The organism is Tessaracoccus palaemonis, assembly GCF_019316905.1.
Taxonomy (GTDB): Bacteria; Actinomycetota; Actinomycetes; order Propionibacteriales; family Propionibacteriaceae; genus Arachnia; species Arachnia palaemonis.
This window is the reverse complement of sequence record NZ_CP079216.1, coordinates 2,884,908-2,901,695: the sequence shown is the minus strand read 5'-3', so window position 1 is coordinate 2,901,695 and position 16,788 is coordinate 2,884,908. Positions and strand designations below refer to the sequence as shown.

At 68.1% G+C, this 16,788-nt stretch carries 12 protein-coding genes; 9 read left to right on the top strand and 3 right to left on the bottom strand.

Annotated features, from left to right (window positions below):
* The first annotated feature begins 230 nt into the window (after positions 1-230).
* Positions 231-1,447 (top strand): IS3 family transposase gene (locus KDB89_RS13185; RefSeq protein ID WP_219079980.1). Its coding sequence is split into 2 segments (ribosomal slippage): positions 231-507 and positions 507-1,447, totalling 1,218 coding nucleotides; the frame shifts between segments, so codons are not numbered across the junction.
* A gap of 74 nt (positions 1,448-1,521) precedes the next feature.
* Complete coding sequence (locus tag KDB89_RS13180; protein ID WP_219081788.1) at positions 1,522-1,941, top strand: hypothetical protein; 420 nt, start codon at positions 1,522-1,524, stop codon at positions 1,939-1,941.
* Positions 1,942-2,039: 98 nt separating this feature from the next.
* On the opposite strand, the gene KDB89_RS13175 is transcribed toward KDB89_RS13180, so the two are convergent.
* Positions 2,040-3,071 (bottom strand): LacI family DNA-binding transcriptional regulator, encoded by a 1,032-nt coding sequence (locus KDB89_RS13175; protein WP_219081787.1) that lies wholly within the window; start codon positions 3,069-3,071, stop codon positions 2,040-2,042.
* Positions 3,072-3,189: 118 nt separating this feature from the next.
* Between KDB89_RS13175 and KDB89_RS13170 the strand changes: the two genes are divergently transcribed.
* From KDB89_RS13170 to KDB89_RS13140, 7 genes are all read left to right on the top strand, one after another.
* The gene (locus KDB89_RS13170) at positions 3,190-4,476 is read left to right on the top strand and encodes a sugar ABC transporter substrate-binding protein (RefSeq protein ID WP_219081785.1); all 1,287 of its coding nucleotides are present in this window, start codon (positions 3,190-3,192) and stop codon (positions 4,474-4,476) included.
* 32 nt (positions 4,477-4,508) lie between these two features.
* Positions 4,509-5,474 carry a carbohydrate ABC transporter permease gene (locus KDB89_RS13165; RefSeq protein WP_219081783.1) on the top strand — a complete coding sequence of 322 codons (966 nt, stop codon included), beginning with the start codon at positions 4,509-4,511 and terminating at the stop codon, positions 5,472-5,474.
* Complete coding sequence (locus tag KDB89_RS13160) at positions 5,471-6,391, top strand: carbohydrate ABC transporter permease (RefSeq protein ID WP_219081781.1); 921 nt, start codon at positions 5,471-5,473, stop codon at positions 6,389-6,391. Before KDB89_RS13165 ends, KDB89_RS13160 begins: the two co-directional genes overlap by 4 nt.
* On the top strand, positions 6,388-7,842 hold the full coding sequence (locus KDB89_RS13155; protein ID WP_219081779.1) for a glycoside hydrolase family 32 protein: 1,455 nt from the start codon (positions 6,388-6,390) through the stop codon (positions 7,840-7,842). Before KDB89_RS13160 ends, KDB89_RS13155 begins: the two co-directional genes overlap by 4 nt.
* A 72-nt stretch (positions 7,843-7,914) precedes the next feature.
* Positions 7,915-9,429 (top strand): MFS transporter, encoded by a 1,515-nt coding sequence (locus KDB89_RS13150; protein WP_255555962.1) that lies wholly within the window; start codon positions 7,915-7,917, stop codon positions 9,427-9,429.
* Between the two features lie 3 nt (positions 9,430-9,432).
* Positions 9,433-9,987 carry a TetR/AcrR family transcriptional regulator gene (locus KDB89_RS13145; RefSeq protein ID WP_219081777.1) on the top strand — a complete coding sequence of 185 codons (555 nt, stop codon included), beginning with the start codon at positions 9,433-9,435 and terminating at the stop codon, positions 9,985-9,987.
* Between the two features lie 476 nt (positions 9,988-10,463).
* A complete protein-coding gene (locus tag KDB89_RS13140) occupies positions 10,464-11,711 on the top strand; it encodes an alpha/beta fold hydrolase (protein ID WP_219081775.1) in 1,248 nt (415 codons plus the stop codon).
* A gap of 150 nt (positions 11,712-11,861) precedes the next feature.
* On the opposite strand, the gene KDB89_RS13135 is transcribed toward KDB89_RS13140, so the two are convergent.
* Positions 11,862-13,217, bottom strand: coding sequence for an MFS transporter (locus KDB89_RS13135; protein WP_219081774.1), 1,356 nt, complete (start codon positions 13,215-13,217; stop codon positions 11,862-11,864).
* 181 nt (positions 13,218-13,398) lie between these two features.
* Positions 13,399-16,764, bottom strand: coding sequence for a DUF499 family protein (locus KDB89_RS13130; RefSeq protein ID WP_219081771.1), 3,366 nt, complete (start codon positions 16,762-16,764; stop codon positions 13,399-13,401).
* Positions 16,765-16,788: the final 24 nt, after the last annotated feature.

Here is a 16,788-nt window from a genome sequence, read left to right as displayed (position 1 = left end):
AGGCTCAACGACTCGGTGCCAGTCCTCCGACGCCACCCTTCCCAACCGACGCCACCCTTGTTGACACTCGCCACCGCCATGGCGGTGGCAAGTGTGAAGAAGGGTGGCGTCTGCAGCTAAGGGTGGCGCCTGCGGATAAGGGTGGCGTCTGCAGCTAAGGGTGGTGGGCCTACCCTGGATTTGTGGACACCTGAGTAAGCGGGATCGTGGGTTCCGCGGGAGGGTGCCTGATGGCAGCAGAGAAGAAGAGTCGTCGGAGGTACACGGCGGAGTATCGGGCCGAGGCGGCTCGGTTGGTGATCGACACCGGGCGGCCGATCGCGCATGTGGCCCAGGAGTTGGGTATCGGGTCCCAGCTGTTGGGGCGGTGGGTCCAGGCGGAGCGTGATCGGGACGCTGGCGAGCCCGACGGCGATCTGAGCTTGGACGAGCGGGCCGAGTTGAAGCGGTTGCGTCGGGAAGTCAGCGAGCTACGCAAGGACAACGAGTTCCTGGGAAAAGCAGCTGCCTTCTTCGCGTCGAAGCCACCACGATCGAACGGTTCGAACTGATGGCGGCGGAGAAGGCCAACTTTGAGGTGGCCCGGATGGCGCGGCTGTTGCGGGTGTCCAGGTCGGGTTACTACCAGTGGGCCCAGCGCCGCGTGGCTGGTCCGAGCAGCCGGGCTCGCCGGCAGGCGAGCTTGGATGAACGGGTCCGTGCTCTGCATGAGGCCTCTGACCAGGTCTACGGCGCGCCGAGGATCACCGCTGATCTCCACCAGGAGGGCACGGCAGTCAACGTGAAGACGGTCGCTTCGTCGTTGCGTCGGCAGGGTCTGGAGGGGATCTCCCCGCGCTCGTTCTCGCCGGTGACCACGATCCCGGGGGTCCCGACTCACCACATTCCCGACCGGGTCAGCCGCGAGTGGGACACGGGAGAGTTGAACAGGGTGTGGGTCTCGGACATCACCTACCTGCGGACCGGGGAGGGCTGGCTCTACCTGTGTGTGGTGCGTGACGGGTGTTCCCGGCGGGTGCTGGGCTGGGCGATGGACTCCCACCAGGACAGTGACCTGGTCGAACGCGCGTTGACTATGGCGAGAACCCTCCGTGGTGACGTCCCGGGGCAGGTCGTGTTCCATGCCGACCGCGGCACGCAGTACACCTCCGACCAACTGCACCGCGCCGCGAAACGCCTCGGGGTGGAGCAGTCGATGGGACGCACCGGGGTGTGCTTCGACAACGCGATGGCTGAGTCGTTCTGGTCCACGCTGAAGCACGAGTTCTACCACCGGCACACCTGGCCGACCCGGGCCCAAGCCCGACGGGAGGTCGCCCGCTGGATCGAGGTCGTCTACAACCGACGACGACGTCACTCAGCCCTGGGCTACCAACGCCCCGTCGAGTTCGAAACCACCAAGACCCAGACCGACACCGGCCGGGTCACCAAGGATCAAGCCGCGTAAGCGGCACGTGTCCACAATTTGCGGAGAACCCCAGTGGCGTCTGTCGGCGAGGTGGTGCTGGGTAGGCTGCTGGCATGAGCGACGAGCACCTGACGCAGCGGCAGCGCGACGCGAAGAAGCGTGCGGAGCTGACGGCCAACGCGGCCCGCGCCGAGGCTGCCCGCGCTCAGACGTTCATCGACGAGTTCGTCGCCACGGCGACGGCTCAGGGCCCGGCGGCGCACCCGTTGAAGGCCACGACGATGGACGGTGTGGTCGTGAAGACGGACAAGGTCGGCTGGTACCTGCGGACCAACAAGTCGCTGGCCATCGACACCGACGGCAACTACTACTCGCTCGTCGTCCCGGCCGGCTTCATGGCCCGGTTCCGGGGCGTGCAGCTGGTCCCGACGCTTGCCACGATGCAGATCGGCAAGGGCGGACGCGACGGCGAGACCGGCGACCTACGCGAGTTCCTCGCCTGGGTCCTCGACGGCACCATTCCCCAGGACTGAGCCGCCCGGCGCACGGCCCACCTCCTCAGCGGGGGTGACCCGACGGATGGGAGTCTGGTGAGGAGATCATGCTGGACGAGGTTCTCGCGTCCAGAAACTCAGCGGGGTGGCCCGACGGATGAGCGAATGGTGAGTGGCATGGGCACAAAGAGATCGCCCATCTCGCGGTCGCCCAGGATCATGTCGACGGCGGTCGCGGCCATCTCGTCGTACGGCAGACGGGCGGTGGTCAGCCCCGGCCGGAGGTAGCGGGCGAGCTCCTCGTCGTCGAAGGAGATGACGGAGATGTCGTCGGGGATGCGCATGCCGCGCTGGGCCAGGGCCTGGTAGATGCCGAAGGCGACGTTGTCGTTGCCCGCGATGATGGCCGTGACCTCAGGGTGGGAGTCCAGGAGGCTGTTGGTGAAGGCGAAGCCGGTCTCGGGCGACCAGTCCGGCACCTCCACGATGCGCGGTTCGGCGTCTGCGGCTGCGAACGCCGCCTCCAGTCCCTCGAACCGCCGCCCGATCGTCAGGCTCAGCCGCGGGTCCGCGGCGATCGTCGGGAGCGCCCCAAGCACGGCGATGTGCCGGTGGCCCGCGGAGGTGAGCGTGGCGGCGACTGCCGTTCCTGCCTCGTGTTCGGCGGGGAGGATGCTCGGCAGGCCGCTGGTGGTCCGGCCGTTGACGATCACCGCGGGGACGTCGTCGGGGATCGCGGGAGCGGTGATCAGGCGCGCGCCCATCAGACCGATGATGAGTCCGTCGACGCGACGGTCGAGCATCTGGTCGATGGCGAGCGGCAGCTGGTCGATGCTGCCCCCTGTCTCGGACATCAGCACCGTGTGGTCGTAGGACTTCGCGGCCGCCAGGATGCCGCGCGTCATGGCCGAGGCGTAGCGGGTGATGGTGACTTCGTTGGAGATGAACCCGATGGTGCGCGTCTTGCCGAGGCGGAGGCTCTGGGCAGCGGGGTTCGGCTTGTAGCCGAGCTCGGCCGCAGCAGCCCGGACGCGATCCGCCGCGTCCTTCGACAGGCGCGAACCCGGTCGGTCGTTGAGGATGAGGCTGACGGCGGTCTTGGACATGCCCGACAACTCGGCGACGTCGGCGAGCGTTGCCCGGCGGCGGTTCCCGGCAGCTCGTGCCACGGTGTCTCCTTCGGTCGGGGAGGGCCTGCTGAATTATTTTAGCCAGGGGGTTGATGCGATGGCCAGTGGATGCTACCTTTCTGCTAAATCCATTCAGCACCTCTCAAGGAGCACTTCGATGAAGAAGTCCACTCGCGTCGCCGCGGTCAGTGTCATGACCGCCGCGGCACTCCTCGGTCTCGCCGGCTGCGCGAAGGGCGGCGCCTCAGGCGACGCAGCCAGCGGAACCATCACCCTCTGGACCCACAACGCCGGAAACGAGGCCGAGCTCGCGGCCATTCAGAAGATCGTCGACGACTTCAACGCCAGCCAGGAGGGCCACACCGTCTCCCTCCAGGCCTTCCCGCAGGAGTCGTACAACGAGTCGGTGACCGCAGCCGCAGCGTCCAAGAAGCTGCCGTGCATCCTCGACATCGACGGCCCCAACGTTCCGAGCTGGGCGTGGGCCGGCTACCTCGCGCCGATCGACGAGCTGACCGACCGACTGGCGGACTTCCTCCCCTCGACGGTGGGCACCTACGAGGACAAGACCTACTCGTACGGCTTCTACGACGTCGCGCTCACCATGGTGACCCGGAAGAGCACCCTCGACGACAATGGCATCCGCGTTCCCACCCCCGACAAGCCGTGGACGAAGGACGAGTTCGACCATGCACTGGAGACGCTGAAGGCCACGGGGTCCTACGCCTACCCCGCGGACTTCGCGACCTCGTCGACCGGCGAGTGGTACCCGTACGCCTACTCGCCCTTCCTGCAGAGCGCCGGCGGAGACCTGATCGACCGCACCACCTACGAGAGCGCGGACGGCGTCCTCAACGGGCCCGAGGCACTCGAGTGGGCGAACTGGTTCCAGGGGCTGGTGTCGAACGGCTACATCGCCGCGAAGTCGGGAACGGACCAGACCGCGGACTTCATCAACGGCAAGACGGCCATCATGTACGCCGGCAGCTGGGCCGCCGAGAAGGTCCGCGACGCATTCGGCGACGACGCGCTGTTCCTGCCGTCCGTGGATCTCGGGCAGGGCCCGAAGATCGGTGGCGGCTCCTGGCAGTGGGGCATGTCCAGCGGATGCTCCGATCCCGAGGGTGCGCTCGCGTACCTGGAGTTCGCGGCGCAGGACGAGTACGTCGCATCGGTCAGCGAGGCCACGGGCACCATCCCGGCGACCGACGCAGCGGCCGAACTGGTTCCCGGCTACGAGCCCGGCGGAGTGAACGACGTCTTCCGCCAGTTCTCCAAGGCCAATGCTGTCGTGCGGCCCGTCACGCCCGGCTACCCCTTCATCTCGTCCGCCTTCGCCGAGGCCACCCAGCAGCTCCTCGACGGAGCGGACCCGCAGAAGACCCTCGACCAGGCGGTCAAGGACATCGACGCGAACCAGAAGCAGAACGCCTACCAGGGCTGACGCCGGCGACGAGACCTGACAAGGAGTAAGCGGTGAGCAGCACGACATTGTCCCCGCCCCTGGCCGAGCCAGGGGAGGCGACCCGGCCCGGGCCCTCGAAGGGCCGGCGACGAGGCCGAGGAAAGGAGAGCGCGACGGCGTTGGTGATGTTCCTGCCGGCGGCCGTGCTGATCCTGACCTTCCTCATCATTCCGATCATCCTGACCTTCATCCTCGCGTTCACGAACACGCGGCTGATCTCACCCGAGCCCGGTCGCTTCATCGGTCTCGAGAACTTCAGCAACCTCTTCACCGACGACACCTTCTGGGCGTCGCTGCGCAACACGATCATCTTCACCGTCGTCATCGTCCCTGTGCAGTCGGCCATCGCGCTGGGGGTCGCCCTCCTCGTCAACACACGCACGCGGGGGACTACCTTCTTCCGGACGGTGTACTTCCTCCCGGTCGTGACCTCGATCGTCGTCGTGTCGATGCTGTGGATGTTCATGTACCAGAAGGACGGGCTGATCAACACCATGCTCGCCCGGATCGGCATCGCGGGGCCCGACTGGCTGGGCGACCCGAACTGGTCGCTGTTCGCCATCATCGTGATGTCGATCTGGCAGGCGATGGGCTTCCACATGATCATCTGGTTGTCGGGACTGCAGACGATCCCGGCGGAGCTCTACGAGGCCGCGTCGCTCGACGGGGCCACCCGCTGGCAGCAGTTCGTGCACGTCACGTGGCCCGGGCTCCGTCCAACGGCCATCTTCATCCTCATCACCATCACGATCGCGGCGTTCGGACTGTTCTCCCAGGTCAACATCATGACCCAGGGTGGCCCGCTCGGCTCGACCACCACCCTCGTCTTCATGGCCGTGCGGAGCGGGTTCGAGAGACAGCAGACGGGGTACGCATCAGCGATCTCGCTGGTCTTCTTCGTCCTGGTGCTGATCGTGACCGTCATCCAGATGCTCCTGACCAGGGAGAAGTCCGAGAAGAAGGGGGCCAGGTCGTGACCGTCACAGACCTCGAGGCCGCGCGGAGGGCGGAGGCGCGACCAGCGGTCCGTCGGACGCCGCACCGGGTGCGCGCAGGTGCGCTGCTCGTGTTCAAGACCCTGCTGGCGCTGGTCTTCGGGCTGCCGCTCGTCTTCATGATCGTCTCCAGCTTCAAGCCCGATCTCCAGATCTTCGCCGACCTCGGCAGCCCGGCGGCGTTCCTCCCCATCGGGGACCTGACGCTCGACAACTACCTCGGCGTGTTCGACCGGGTCCCGTTCGCGCAGTTCCTGCTCAACTCGATCATGATCTCCGCGGTGACGGTCGCGCTCGGGCTCGTCGTCAACTCGATGGCGGCGTTCGCGATGTCGCGCATGAGGATGCCCGGGCGCAAGGTCGCCCTCGGCGTCATCCTCGCCACCCTCATCGTGCCGTTCGAGGTGATGGCCCTGCCGATGCTGTGGTGGGTCAACCAGCTGCCGTATTTCGACGGGAGCGAGTTCGTCCAGGGGTGGCTCGACACCTACCCCGTCCAGATCGTGCCCTTCATCGCGAGCGCCTTCTCCATCTTCCTCTTCTACCAGTACTTCGAGTCGATCCCGAGAGAGCTGGACGAGGCGGCCCGCGTCGACGGAGCCGGATGGTTCAGGATCTATGTGTCGATCGTCATGCCGCTCTCCGGGCCGGCGGTCGCCACGGCGGCGATCCTGACCTTCCTGCCGGCCTGGAACCAGTACCTCTGGCCGCTCATGGTCACACAGAGTGAATCGGTCCGCCCTGTGATGGTCGGCATCGACTACTTCAAGCAGCTGAACGTCTCGTGGGGGCAGATCATGGCGTACGCATCCATCATCACCGTCCCGGTGCTCGCGCTGTTCATCGCCTTCCAGCGGGCGTTCGTCTCGTCCATCGCGTCGTCGGGGGTCAAGGGATGAGTCAGGACTCTGGGGCAGCGGCCACGCCGTCCGGCGTGCGGCCGGGCGTGCACTACACGCCGCAGAAAAACTGGATGAACGACCCGAACGGTCTCGTCTTCCACGGGGGGCGCTACCACCTCTACTACCAGTACAACCCGCTTGGCACCGACCATGCCAACATGAGCTGGGGCCACGCGACGAGCACCGACCTGCTGCGGTGGGAGGAGCACCCCGTCGCGATCCGGTTCGACGAGAAGGAGCAGATCTTCTCCGGCTCGGTCGTGTTCGACGAGCTCAACACCAGTGGGCTCGGCACCGACGCGGCCCCGCCCCTCGTCGCCATCTACACGTCGGCCCGCGCCGACGGGATCCAGGCGCAGTCCCTCGCGGTGAGCCTTGACGGCGGCTACGCCTGGAGCAGGTACGAGGCCAATCCGGTCCTGGACCGGCAGTCGCGCGACTTCCGGGACCCGAAGGTCTTCCGCTACGAGACAGCGGATGAGGCCTACTGGGTCCTCGTGGCCGTCGAGGCGGCCGAGCGTCGCGTCCTGCTCTACCGGTCGGACAACCTGCGCGAGTGGGAGTACCTGTCGGACTACGGCCCCCTCGGGGCCGTGGGCGGTGTGTGGGAGTGCCCGGACCTCTTCCCGCTGGAGGTCGACGACGAGGCCGGCGCCCTCAGGTGGGTGCTGTTGATCTCGCTGTCTCCGGGTGGACTGGCCGGCGGATCGGCCACGCAGTACGTCGTGGGGGAGTTCGACGGTGTGAGGTTCCGCCCCGACGTCGAGCCCCCGGCGCTCATGCCCGATGCCGGTGCGGCGGAGCTCGCCGCCGTCGACTGGGTGGACCTGGGGCCGGACTGCTATGCCGGGGTGACCTTCAGCGGGCAGCCCGCCGATCGACGGACGTTCATCGCGTGGATGAGTAACTGGGCATACGCGGGTTCGCTGCCGTCGCACGGTTGGCGGGGAGTGATGACCGTGGCCAGGCGGCTCGCACTCCGTCGGATCGACGGGCGGGCGCGGCTGTGCGCGGCGCCGGTGCTTCCGTCGCCGTCGGGTCCCCTGCGGGCCGTGGGGGATGGGGGGACTGTGCGTCGGCCGCTATCGGGTGCGACGATCGTCGACCTCGAGGTCGCGACGCAGGGTGTGACGCGCGTCCGGCTGGGAGCCGACGAGCGCCGGGTGGATGTGCTCGTCGACGCCGACGCGGGGCGCCTGCTGGTGGATCGCACGCTCGGCGCGCCCGCGCCAGCCTCGGAAACGGACCCTCCCGTCGCGAATCTCCTGGGCGGGAACGTGCCCTTCGCCGTCGACAGGCGGGTGGTGATCGTCGTCGACAGCGGATCCGTGGAAGTCTTCGCCGACGGTGGAAGCGTCGTGGTCACCGCTCGGGCCGACCTGCCAGTGGAGTCGGGCATCGAGATCGCGGGGCCCGCAGACACGCGCGTCGGGCTGACCGACATCTGATGAACGCGAGCGCCTGTGCCGGGGCACAGGCGCTCCCATCAACCGTAACTGTATGTCTGTTATAGTTACTGGGTGATTGGTGCTCCTCAGACTCGACAGATCTCGAAGCTGCAGCGCTGGGCCGTGCTGGCCACGGTGAGCGTCGGGCTTCTGATGATCGTGCTGGACAACTCGATCCTGTACACAGCCCTGCCGACGCTGACCCGGGAGTTGGGTGCGACGGGATCGCAGGCGCTGTGGATCATCAACGCCTACCCGGTGGTGATGGCGGGGCTGCTCCTGGGGAGCGGCACGCTGGGCGACCGGGTGGGGCACCGGCGGATGTTCCTGATCGGGCTGGTGATCTTCGGGGTCGCTTCGCTGGTGGCTGCGTTCTCTCCCACGGCGTGGGTGCTGATCGGCGCCCGGGCGCTGCTGGCCGTCGGGGCGGCGACCATGATGCCCGCCACGCTGGCGCTGATCGCGGTGACCTTCGAGGACGAGCGGGAGCGCAACATCGCGTTCGGTGTGTGGGGGTCGCTGTCCACCGTCGGCATGGCGATCGGCCCCATCGTCGGGGGCTCGCTTCTCCAGGCGTTCTGGTGGGGGTCGGTGTTCCTCATCAACGTGCCAGTTGTGATCGCCGCCATCGTCGCCACGCTGGTGCTCGCTCCGCCCAATGACCCGAACCCGGAGAAGAAGTGGGACCTGGTGTCCTCGATCTGGGCGCTGGTCGGGCTCGTGGGGGCAGTGCTGGCGATCAAGGAACTGGCCCACGTGCCGCAGAACTGGGCCCTGATCGTCGGGGCGGCGATCAGCTCGGGCATCGGTTTCGTCCTCTTTGTGCGACGGCAGAGGCGTCTGGCCGAGCCGCTGCTGGAGTTCTCCATCTTCCGCAACGAGCGCTTCACCTCCGGGGTCATCGCCGCATCGCTTTCCATGTTCGCGGTCGCGGGTATCCAGCTGATCACCACCCAGCGGTACCAGTTGCTGGAGGGATTCAGCCCGCTGGGTGCGGGGCTCCTCGTCGCGGCCGCGGCGTTGGGCGCGTTGCCGTCGTCGCTCATCGGCGGGGCGATCCTGCACCGCACCGGCCTGCGGCCGATCATCGTCGGCGGCCTCGCGATCGCTCTGGTCGGTGCCGTTCTCATCCTGTTCGGCGCGCGGACCTCTCTTCCGCTCCTCGTGGCCGGGCTGGTGGTCGTCGGAATCGGGACCGGGTTCGCCATGTCGGTCGCTTCGATCGCCATCGTCGGTGGGGCGCCTCCTGGCCGGGAAGGCATGGCCTCGTCCGTGGAGGAGGTCTCCTACGAGTTCGGGTCTCTCACTGCTGTCGCGCTGCTCGGCAGCCTGGTCAGCTTCGTGTATTCCATGTCGATCCGGGTTCCCTTCGGCGCCCCCGACGCAGCCCGCCAGAGCCTGCCCGACGCGCTGGCGGTCGCCGACGCCCACCCCGGCCTGTTCGACGCCGCCCACCTCGCCTACAACACGGCCTACACCGTCACCATGATCGTCATTGCGGTCATCCTCGCCGTCGCGACCGCCGTCACCGCCTGGCTGCTGCGCACCGGGGACCGCGAGGCGGCCAACGTCCCGGTGGGGGTGTGAAGGGTGCGGCCGAGTAAGCGTGTCCAGATCCTCGACGCGGCGCTGCGCGTCGTCGGCCGCGATGGCGTCACCGCGGTCACCTATGAGTCAGTGGCCGACGAGGCCGGCCTGACCAAGGGCGGCATCGTCTACCACTTCCCGTCGCGCGAGGCCCTGCTTGCCTCCCTGCAGCAGCACCTCGCCGACCAGTGGGAGGTCGCCCTGGTGGAGGCGGCGGGTGCGCCCGCCGACCGGCTGACCGGCGCCCAGCGCGCCGCGGCCTACGCGCGGGTCGCCGCCACCAGCGCCGACCGCGCGGAGCTCCTGCTGGTCCTCGAGGCCGCCACGGACCCCGCGCTCGCCGCCCCGTGGGCCCGGCTGATGGAGGTCTGGGCGCCACCCGCACCGTCGGGTCTGCCGCTGACCACGCAGCAGACGGATCGGCTCATCGCACACCTCGCCTCCGACGGGCTCTGGGTCTACGACACGATCACGGGAACCCCCCTGCCCCCCGACGTGCGCGCGCATCTCAGCAGTCGGATCGCGGAGCTCATCGAGGCGTCGGGGGACCCCGCCTGACGGTCGCAGCCGCGGCCCTTCGCGCCCGACTGGGGTCGGTTCCACCTTCGTCGCGCACGGCTCCGGCTCCACCTGCGTCGCGCACGGCTCCCGCCCCGTCGCGCAAAGTCGGGCAGTGCCCACTTCTCCCCGGTCCGGTGCCTAATTACGCACACTGCTTGGCCGTCGGATTGGTCACGCGACTCGGTGGTGCTCGCCGCCCCGTCGCGAAAAGTGGGCAGTGCCCACTTCTCCCTGGTCCGGTGCCTAATTGCGCACACTGCTTGGCCGTCGGATTGGTCACGCGGCTCGGTGGTGCTCGCCGGCCCCGTCGCGAAAAGTGGGCAGTGCCCACTTCTCCCCGGTCCGGCGACGAGAATCGTTCGCTGACCATCGACGGTGACGACTTGCGCACACTGTCTCTCCGACGGGGTGGGCGAGGGCGCGACCTCCGGTCGGGCGGGATCCAGCGTCGAGGGCGGGGATAGGCTCGGCCCATGACCCACACCACCCGCCGGATGCAGGACCTGATCGTCGACGAGCACCACTTCAGCGCGCCGCTGGTGTGGAAGGACGATGCGGACGCGCGAACGATCGACGTGTACGCGTCGGTCGTCAGCCGCGAGGGCGGCGAGAACCTGCCGTTCCTGCTCTACCTGCAGGGCGGTCCGGGTCACGAGGCCCCGCGCCCCCTGCGCAACCCCACCGCCCCCGGCTGGCTGGACGCGGCCCTGAAGGAGCACCGCGTCGTGTTCCTCGACCAGCGCGGCACGGGCCGGTCGACGCCGGTCGGTGACCGTGATCTGGCGAGCCCCACCGACGTCGTCGTCGAGCACCTCACGCACCTGCGGGCCGACGCGATCGTCCGCGACGCCGAGGCCCTGCGCGAGCGGCTGGGCGCGGAGAAGTGGTCGGTGCTGGGGCAGTCGTTCGGCGGGTTCTGCACGCTGACCTACCTCAGCACGGCGGCCGCGAGCCTGGACAAGGTGTACTTCACCGGCGGGCTGAGCGCCATCGGGAAGACGCCGGATGAGGTGTACGCCGTCACCTACGACAAGATGCGGTGGGCCAACGCGAACTACTACCGACGGTTCCCGGAGCACCGCGCGGCCGTCGAGCGGCTGGTCGACCTGGCCGACCGCGGGGAGTTGGTGCTGCCCGACGGCGAGGTGGTGTCGGTGTCGAGGATCCGCTCGTTGGGCTCGCTGCTCGGAGGCGACAACGGCTGGCAGACGCTCCAAGAGCTGCTCGAGCTGGAGCCCGGCACCAACGCCTTTGCCCACGATCTGGCCTCCGCGCTGCCGTTCGGCGGCCGGAACCCGGTCTACTACGTGCTGCACGAGTCCTGCTACGCGGACGGGGTCGCGACGCGCTGGGCGGCGGACCGGGCGGAGCCGGAGGACTTTCGCGCCGACCCGACGCTGCTGACCGGCGAGCACGTCCGTCGCGAGTGGGCCGACACGGTCCCGGCGTTCCGGCCGTGGCGTGAGGTGGCCGACCAGCTTGCGGAGGTGACGTGGCCGAGGCTGTACGACGCGGACGCGATCGCCGCGTCGGGCGCCGTCGGTGCGGCGGCGATCTACTTCAACGACGTGTACGTGCCGGCGGAGCTGTCGCTCTCCACGGCGTCGCTGATGCCGGGCCTGCGGCCGTGGGTGACGAACCAGTTCGAGCACAGCGGCCTCCGCGCCGCTGACGTCCTCCCGCGCCTGATCGACCTTGCACACGGTCGCCTCGTCCGCTGACGGCTGGCCGGCTCACCTGGGACGCGATGAGCACGACACACTTGTCGTCATCGGAAACGGCCGATTTCGGGCTGAATTCGACGATGGGAAGGAGGATGTGCTCATCGCGACGGTGCGGTCCGGCCCGTCGACCCGCGCCTTCGGGCTATGTCAGGGGGCGGGATCGGGGCTCGGGACGACGTCGATGTTCACGTCGCCGGCGAGGTAGCTCTCGTTGAGTCGACGGTACGTGCGGGTGAAGAACACCGCCGCCGTCAGCACGAGCCCCAGCAGGCTGAACAGCACGAACACCAGCGCGATGCCGCGGGCCCGGCCGGTGCCGATGAGCCACGACCACGTCGCGACGCCCTCGGGCGACTGCGCGTAGGGAATGAGCCAGAACTCGGCGACGGGGCCGATGATGAACGCGCTCAGCGGTGCGGCGGAGACCTCGACGGCCTGCGCGAAGCCGAACACGCGACCCTGCTTCTCGAGTGGGACGACGCGCTGCAGGAGTGTCTGCTCCGAGGCCTCGATGAACGGCATGAGCACCATGTAGAGGAAGACACCGACGGCGAGCAGCCAGACCTGGTCGCGGATGGTGAAGAGCGCCGACACGACCCACATGGCCATGCACGCCTGCAGCAGGGTGCGGAGCGGCAGGCGGCCGAGGCCCGTCCAGGCGATGATCGCGCCGCCCACCATGAACCCGATGCTGCACAGCCCGAAGAGGATGCCCCAGGCCTCGACGGACAGCAGTTCGAGGCCGTACGGGTCGAGCAGGCCCATGAAGACGCCGCCGAGAAAGTTGTTGAACGTCGAGAAGATGATTAGGCCGATGAGGCCCGGCACGACGATGATGGCGCGCCACGCGGCGCCGAAGTCAACGGCCTTCGGGGTCCCCTCGGCGTGCACGATCGTCGGCTCGGGGATCTGGATCAGCAGTAGGTGGATCAGCGAGCCTACGACCGCGACGATCGAGATGAACAGCGTCCAGCCGAGCCCGAGCTGCCCGATCGCCAGCCCGGACAGCATCCCGACGACCAGCATCGTCATGCCCTGTACGGCCCCGACAAGTCCGTTCGCGTTGGCACGCTTGTCGGAGTCGACGAGGATCGTGACGCACGTCGACAGCGCCAGCGAGCGGATCATCGCGACGAGAGCGCCGAGCAGGATCAGGATGCTGAAGATCCAGAACCAGGGTCGGCCCATGTCGGAGAGGTGGTCGGCGGGGACCAGGAGGAAGATCAGTCCGCCGAGCAGGAAGAACGCCGTCGTGGCGATGGCGGAGATCATCATGGCGGTGTGCTTGCGCAGCCGGTCGATCAGCCCGCCGAACGGCACGCCGAGCACCGCCATGCCCAGCATGTACGCGCCGCCGAGGAACGACGTCGCCAGTACAGATCGGGTCTCAAGGTAGGCCCAGAACGTGATGCCGAACCAGATGAACGCGGTCCCGAGCGACGCGGCGGCCGAGTTGATCAGCACGTGCGTGAAGGCGCGGGAGCGTTCCTGTGAGGTCGGCATCCGGGAACGCTAGCACAGGCGGGTCCGGCCCTCCCGCCGTCGCCTGACCGCGTCGATGAGCACATCCTCCTGCTCGTCGCGGAAGGCAACGTTCACATCGCGATTTCGCGCGACGACAAGTGTGTCGTGCTCATCGCGGCCGTGGAGGGGCGGGGCGGTCAGGCGGTGGTGGGGGGAGGGGTCAGTCCTCCTCGAAGCCGGACTGGTCGAACTTCAAGGTTGTTGCGTTCTCCGACACCGTGCGCCTCTGGGACGCGTCGAAGCCCGTGGCATCGGTCGCCTCGATCTCGATCCGGACCGTGAGGCGGGCGTTCGGATCCGACTTCAGATGCGCGATCACCTCGTCGGCGACGTTGCGGAAGTCGGCCGCGATGCGGTCGCTGCTGAGCGTCTTCACGCCGAAGAAGCGTGTGAAGACCACGTCCACGGGGGTGGGAGCAGCGGGCATCGGCTCGTCCTCGGCCGAAGCCTCAGTCGAGGGCTGCTGGCCAGTCGACACATCGGAAGGCTGGGCAGCGTCGGCCTGGAGCTTCGCTGCCTCCTGCGTGCGCTGGACCATTGCGACATCGGGTCGGACGATCAGCAGCGAATCGACCAGCGGCGGCGCGGCGGACTTGTCGTCCGACGTCCACAGCCCGACGTAGCGGTCAGCCTCGTCGTCGTAGCCGGTCGCCAATGCGAAAGCGTCACTCTGCCAGAGCATGGGCATGTCCAGCACGCCGTCGTTCAGAACGCTCCGGTCTCGCAGCCGCGGCATGTAGGTGTACTGCGCATACAGGCCCCAGAGCGTTCCAAGCTCGACGTGTCCCGACTGCCAGATCTGTGGGATCTTTCCGATGGCGAGGCGGATGTTGGCGGCCGACTGCCGGACGGACAGGCTCCCATCGCTGCCGAGGCGTCGCGAGACGCGCTGGGCGAGTGAATCCGACTGCCCCTCGGCCTTGGTCTCGCGGATGACGAAGGGCGCGGACGGGTCCGGCTGCTCGGGCACCAGCGTCCAGGTGAAGGTCTGCAGCAGCCGTGCCGTGACCGTCTCATCGGCCTGCCCTCGGCGTTGGACTGCCTGGTTGCGCTGGTTCTGCGTGAGGTCCAGGTCGACCTCGTTCTGCAGTACGTGCGACCAGCCGAGGAAGTCGCGGACCGCGGCGTCGAGCTCCTGGAGCCGGGCCTCGTCCGCGGCGAGGAAGACGAGCATGTTCCGGTTGGTCCGGTTGGAGGTGCCACGGTGTGTGGTGGCCCGCTCCGCGAACTGCTTCGCCTCCGACTCCGTGCCCCGCTTGTGCGCGAGGCTCGGGTGCAGGATCACGAGCCGTGCATCGTCGACGTCCGGGATGTCGGCGTGGTCCTCCGGGCAGACATGGACGGCTGCGAAGTCGCCTCGTGTCCTGGCCTGGTCACTGAGTCGGTTGACGATCTCCTTCCAGACGTCCTCCTTATGCAGGCGCTCCGCCTGATCCTTGGCGCTGCGCGTGATGTTGGGACGCAGGTCGTACCAGTAGCGGCCGTTGCCAGAGTAGAAGTACGTCGCGCGGTCGCCCAGCTGCGTCAGCGCGGCGTGGAAGTTCCCCAGCACATCGCCCGGGATGGCCGTGCCGAGCAGTACGCGTTTGGTGCTGATGCCCTTCTGCGTCGCCCCCGGCGCGATGGTCGGCGCCGACCCGAAGAACACCGTCCGCGCGAGCCGCTTCGTCAGCGCACGCTGGCCGAAGAGAGGCCGCTCCGTGTCGATCTTGACCGGCTCGGAGTTCGGCCCGTCGACGTCGGCGTCGATGATCGTCTTCCACGAGTCCTGCAGGTACTGCGTCAGCTCCGAGTTGACCGACGACGTGGCCAGCGGAAGCGATCCGGGCATGATCAGCGGCGACGAGTCCTCGCCCTTCCACAACGCGTGGACCACTGTGCTCATGAGCCGCAAGACACCACGGGTGCGCTGGAACCGCTCAAGAGACGACCACTCCTCGTAGAGGGTGTCGAACAGCTCGGGGTGGATCGGGTACGTGTCACGGATCCGCGCCTCGTAGGCCGGCTCCCGCGACTGCTTCGGGAACTCGTCCGTGTGCTTGAGGTACATCTCGTTGTACTCGCGGGCGGTGGCGCTGATCGCCGCCAGGGCGGCCGCGTCGGCCTGCTTGAAGAGCCGCTGTTTGACGATGTGGTAGGCCTCGTCCGACGAAGCGGGACGCCACTGGTCCGCGACGCGCCGCACCACGTTCTGCAGCCGCTTCAGTGCCTCCAGGCCGTGGGCGCCGCCGACCTCCTCCTCGTTGCCGACGACGAGGTCGGCGTTCTGACCGCTCTCGGAGGCAGGGATGGAGATGGCAAGCAGCACGCCGGGCGTGCCCTTGCAGGCCTCGGTGAGCGACTGCGCGAACGTGAACTGGTCGTCGAACGTGCCGCCGGCCAGGTCGTCGCGGCCGACGAGCGAGCGTGCGTACGCCACCCATTCGTCGATCAGGATGACGGCGGGGCTGTAGGCGGCGAGGAGTTCGTGCAGCGCCTTGCCCGGGTGAGTGCGGTTGATGTCGGCGGTGGCGATGATCGAGTACGCCTCGTGCCCGCCGAGCTGCCAGGCCAGCTCGCCCCAGATGGTGTTGATCCGGGTGCCGTCGTCCTTGACCATGCCCGAGGGGCTGAGGTGGTTGCCGACGATCGCGACCCTGTTGACGCGCTCGCCGCGGTAGCCGCTGGCGTCCAGGAGCTCCTGGGTCTCCTGCGGGAAGTCGCCCAGCGGGAGTCCGGCCGCGATGTGCCACAGCGACAGCATCGAGTGTGTCTTGCCGCCGCCGAAGTTCGTCTGGAGGTTGATGACGGGCGTGGCGTTGGCGTCGCCCGTGATGCGGCGGACCGCGCGGCCGATGAGGTCCCGCAGGCCCTCGGTGAGGTAGGTGCGGCGGAAGAACTCGACGGGGTCGGCGTAGTCCGAGTCCTTCTCGTCGCCGGTCGCGACCTTGTACAGGTCCGCGGCGAACTCGGAGGCGTGGAAGTTGCCGGTGGCGACGTCGTCGTGGGGCTGCAGCACCTCACGCCAGGGCCGGATTCCGGCGGAGCCGGGGTTCGCGACGGCGGCCTTGAGCGTCTTCTTGTCCTCCTTGTCGGCGGTCACGCGGCGAAGGTTCAGCCGGATGTCACGGACCTGCTGCGCCTCGTCGTTGGCGCCGATCAGCTTCAGGAGGCGTTCACCCGTGTCGAGGGCGCGGTAGGCGTCGTCGTCGCTGAAGGTGCCGTTGTGGGCCCAGGTGTTGCGGACCTCGCGTAGTTCGCTGGCGAACGTCTCGCCGGCCCTGCCGAGGGCTGTGCTGAAGGGATACCAGCCAGGCTTGATGCCGCCCGTGATGCTGCCCTCCGTGAGCATCCGGAACTGCACCTGCGGGTCCAGCGCGTCGTAGGTCTTGTGCAACGGCGCCTTGTCCTTCGCCTGGACGAGCTTGGTCCAGACCGCGCCGAGTTCGGGATCCCCCTGGCCGACGACGGTGGAGATGAAATCATCGAGTGGGGGAGCGATCTGCTGGAACATGCGGTCGATGCGGTCACGGTTGCTCAGTGCCATGTCAGTTCAACTCTCTGCACGCCG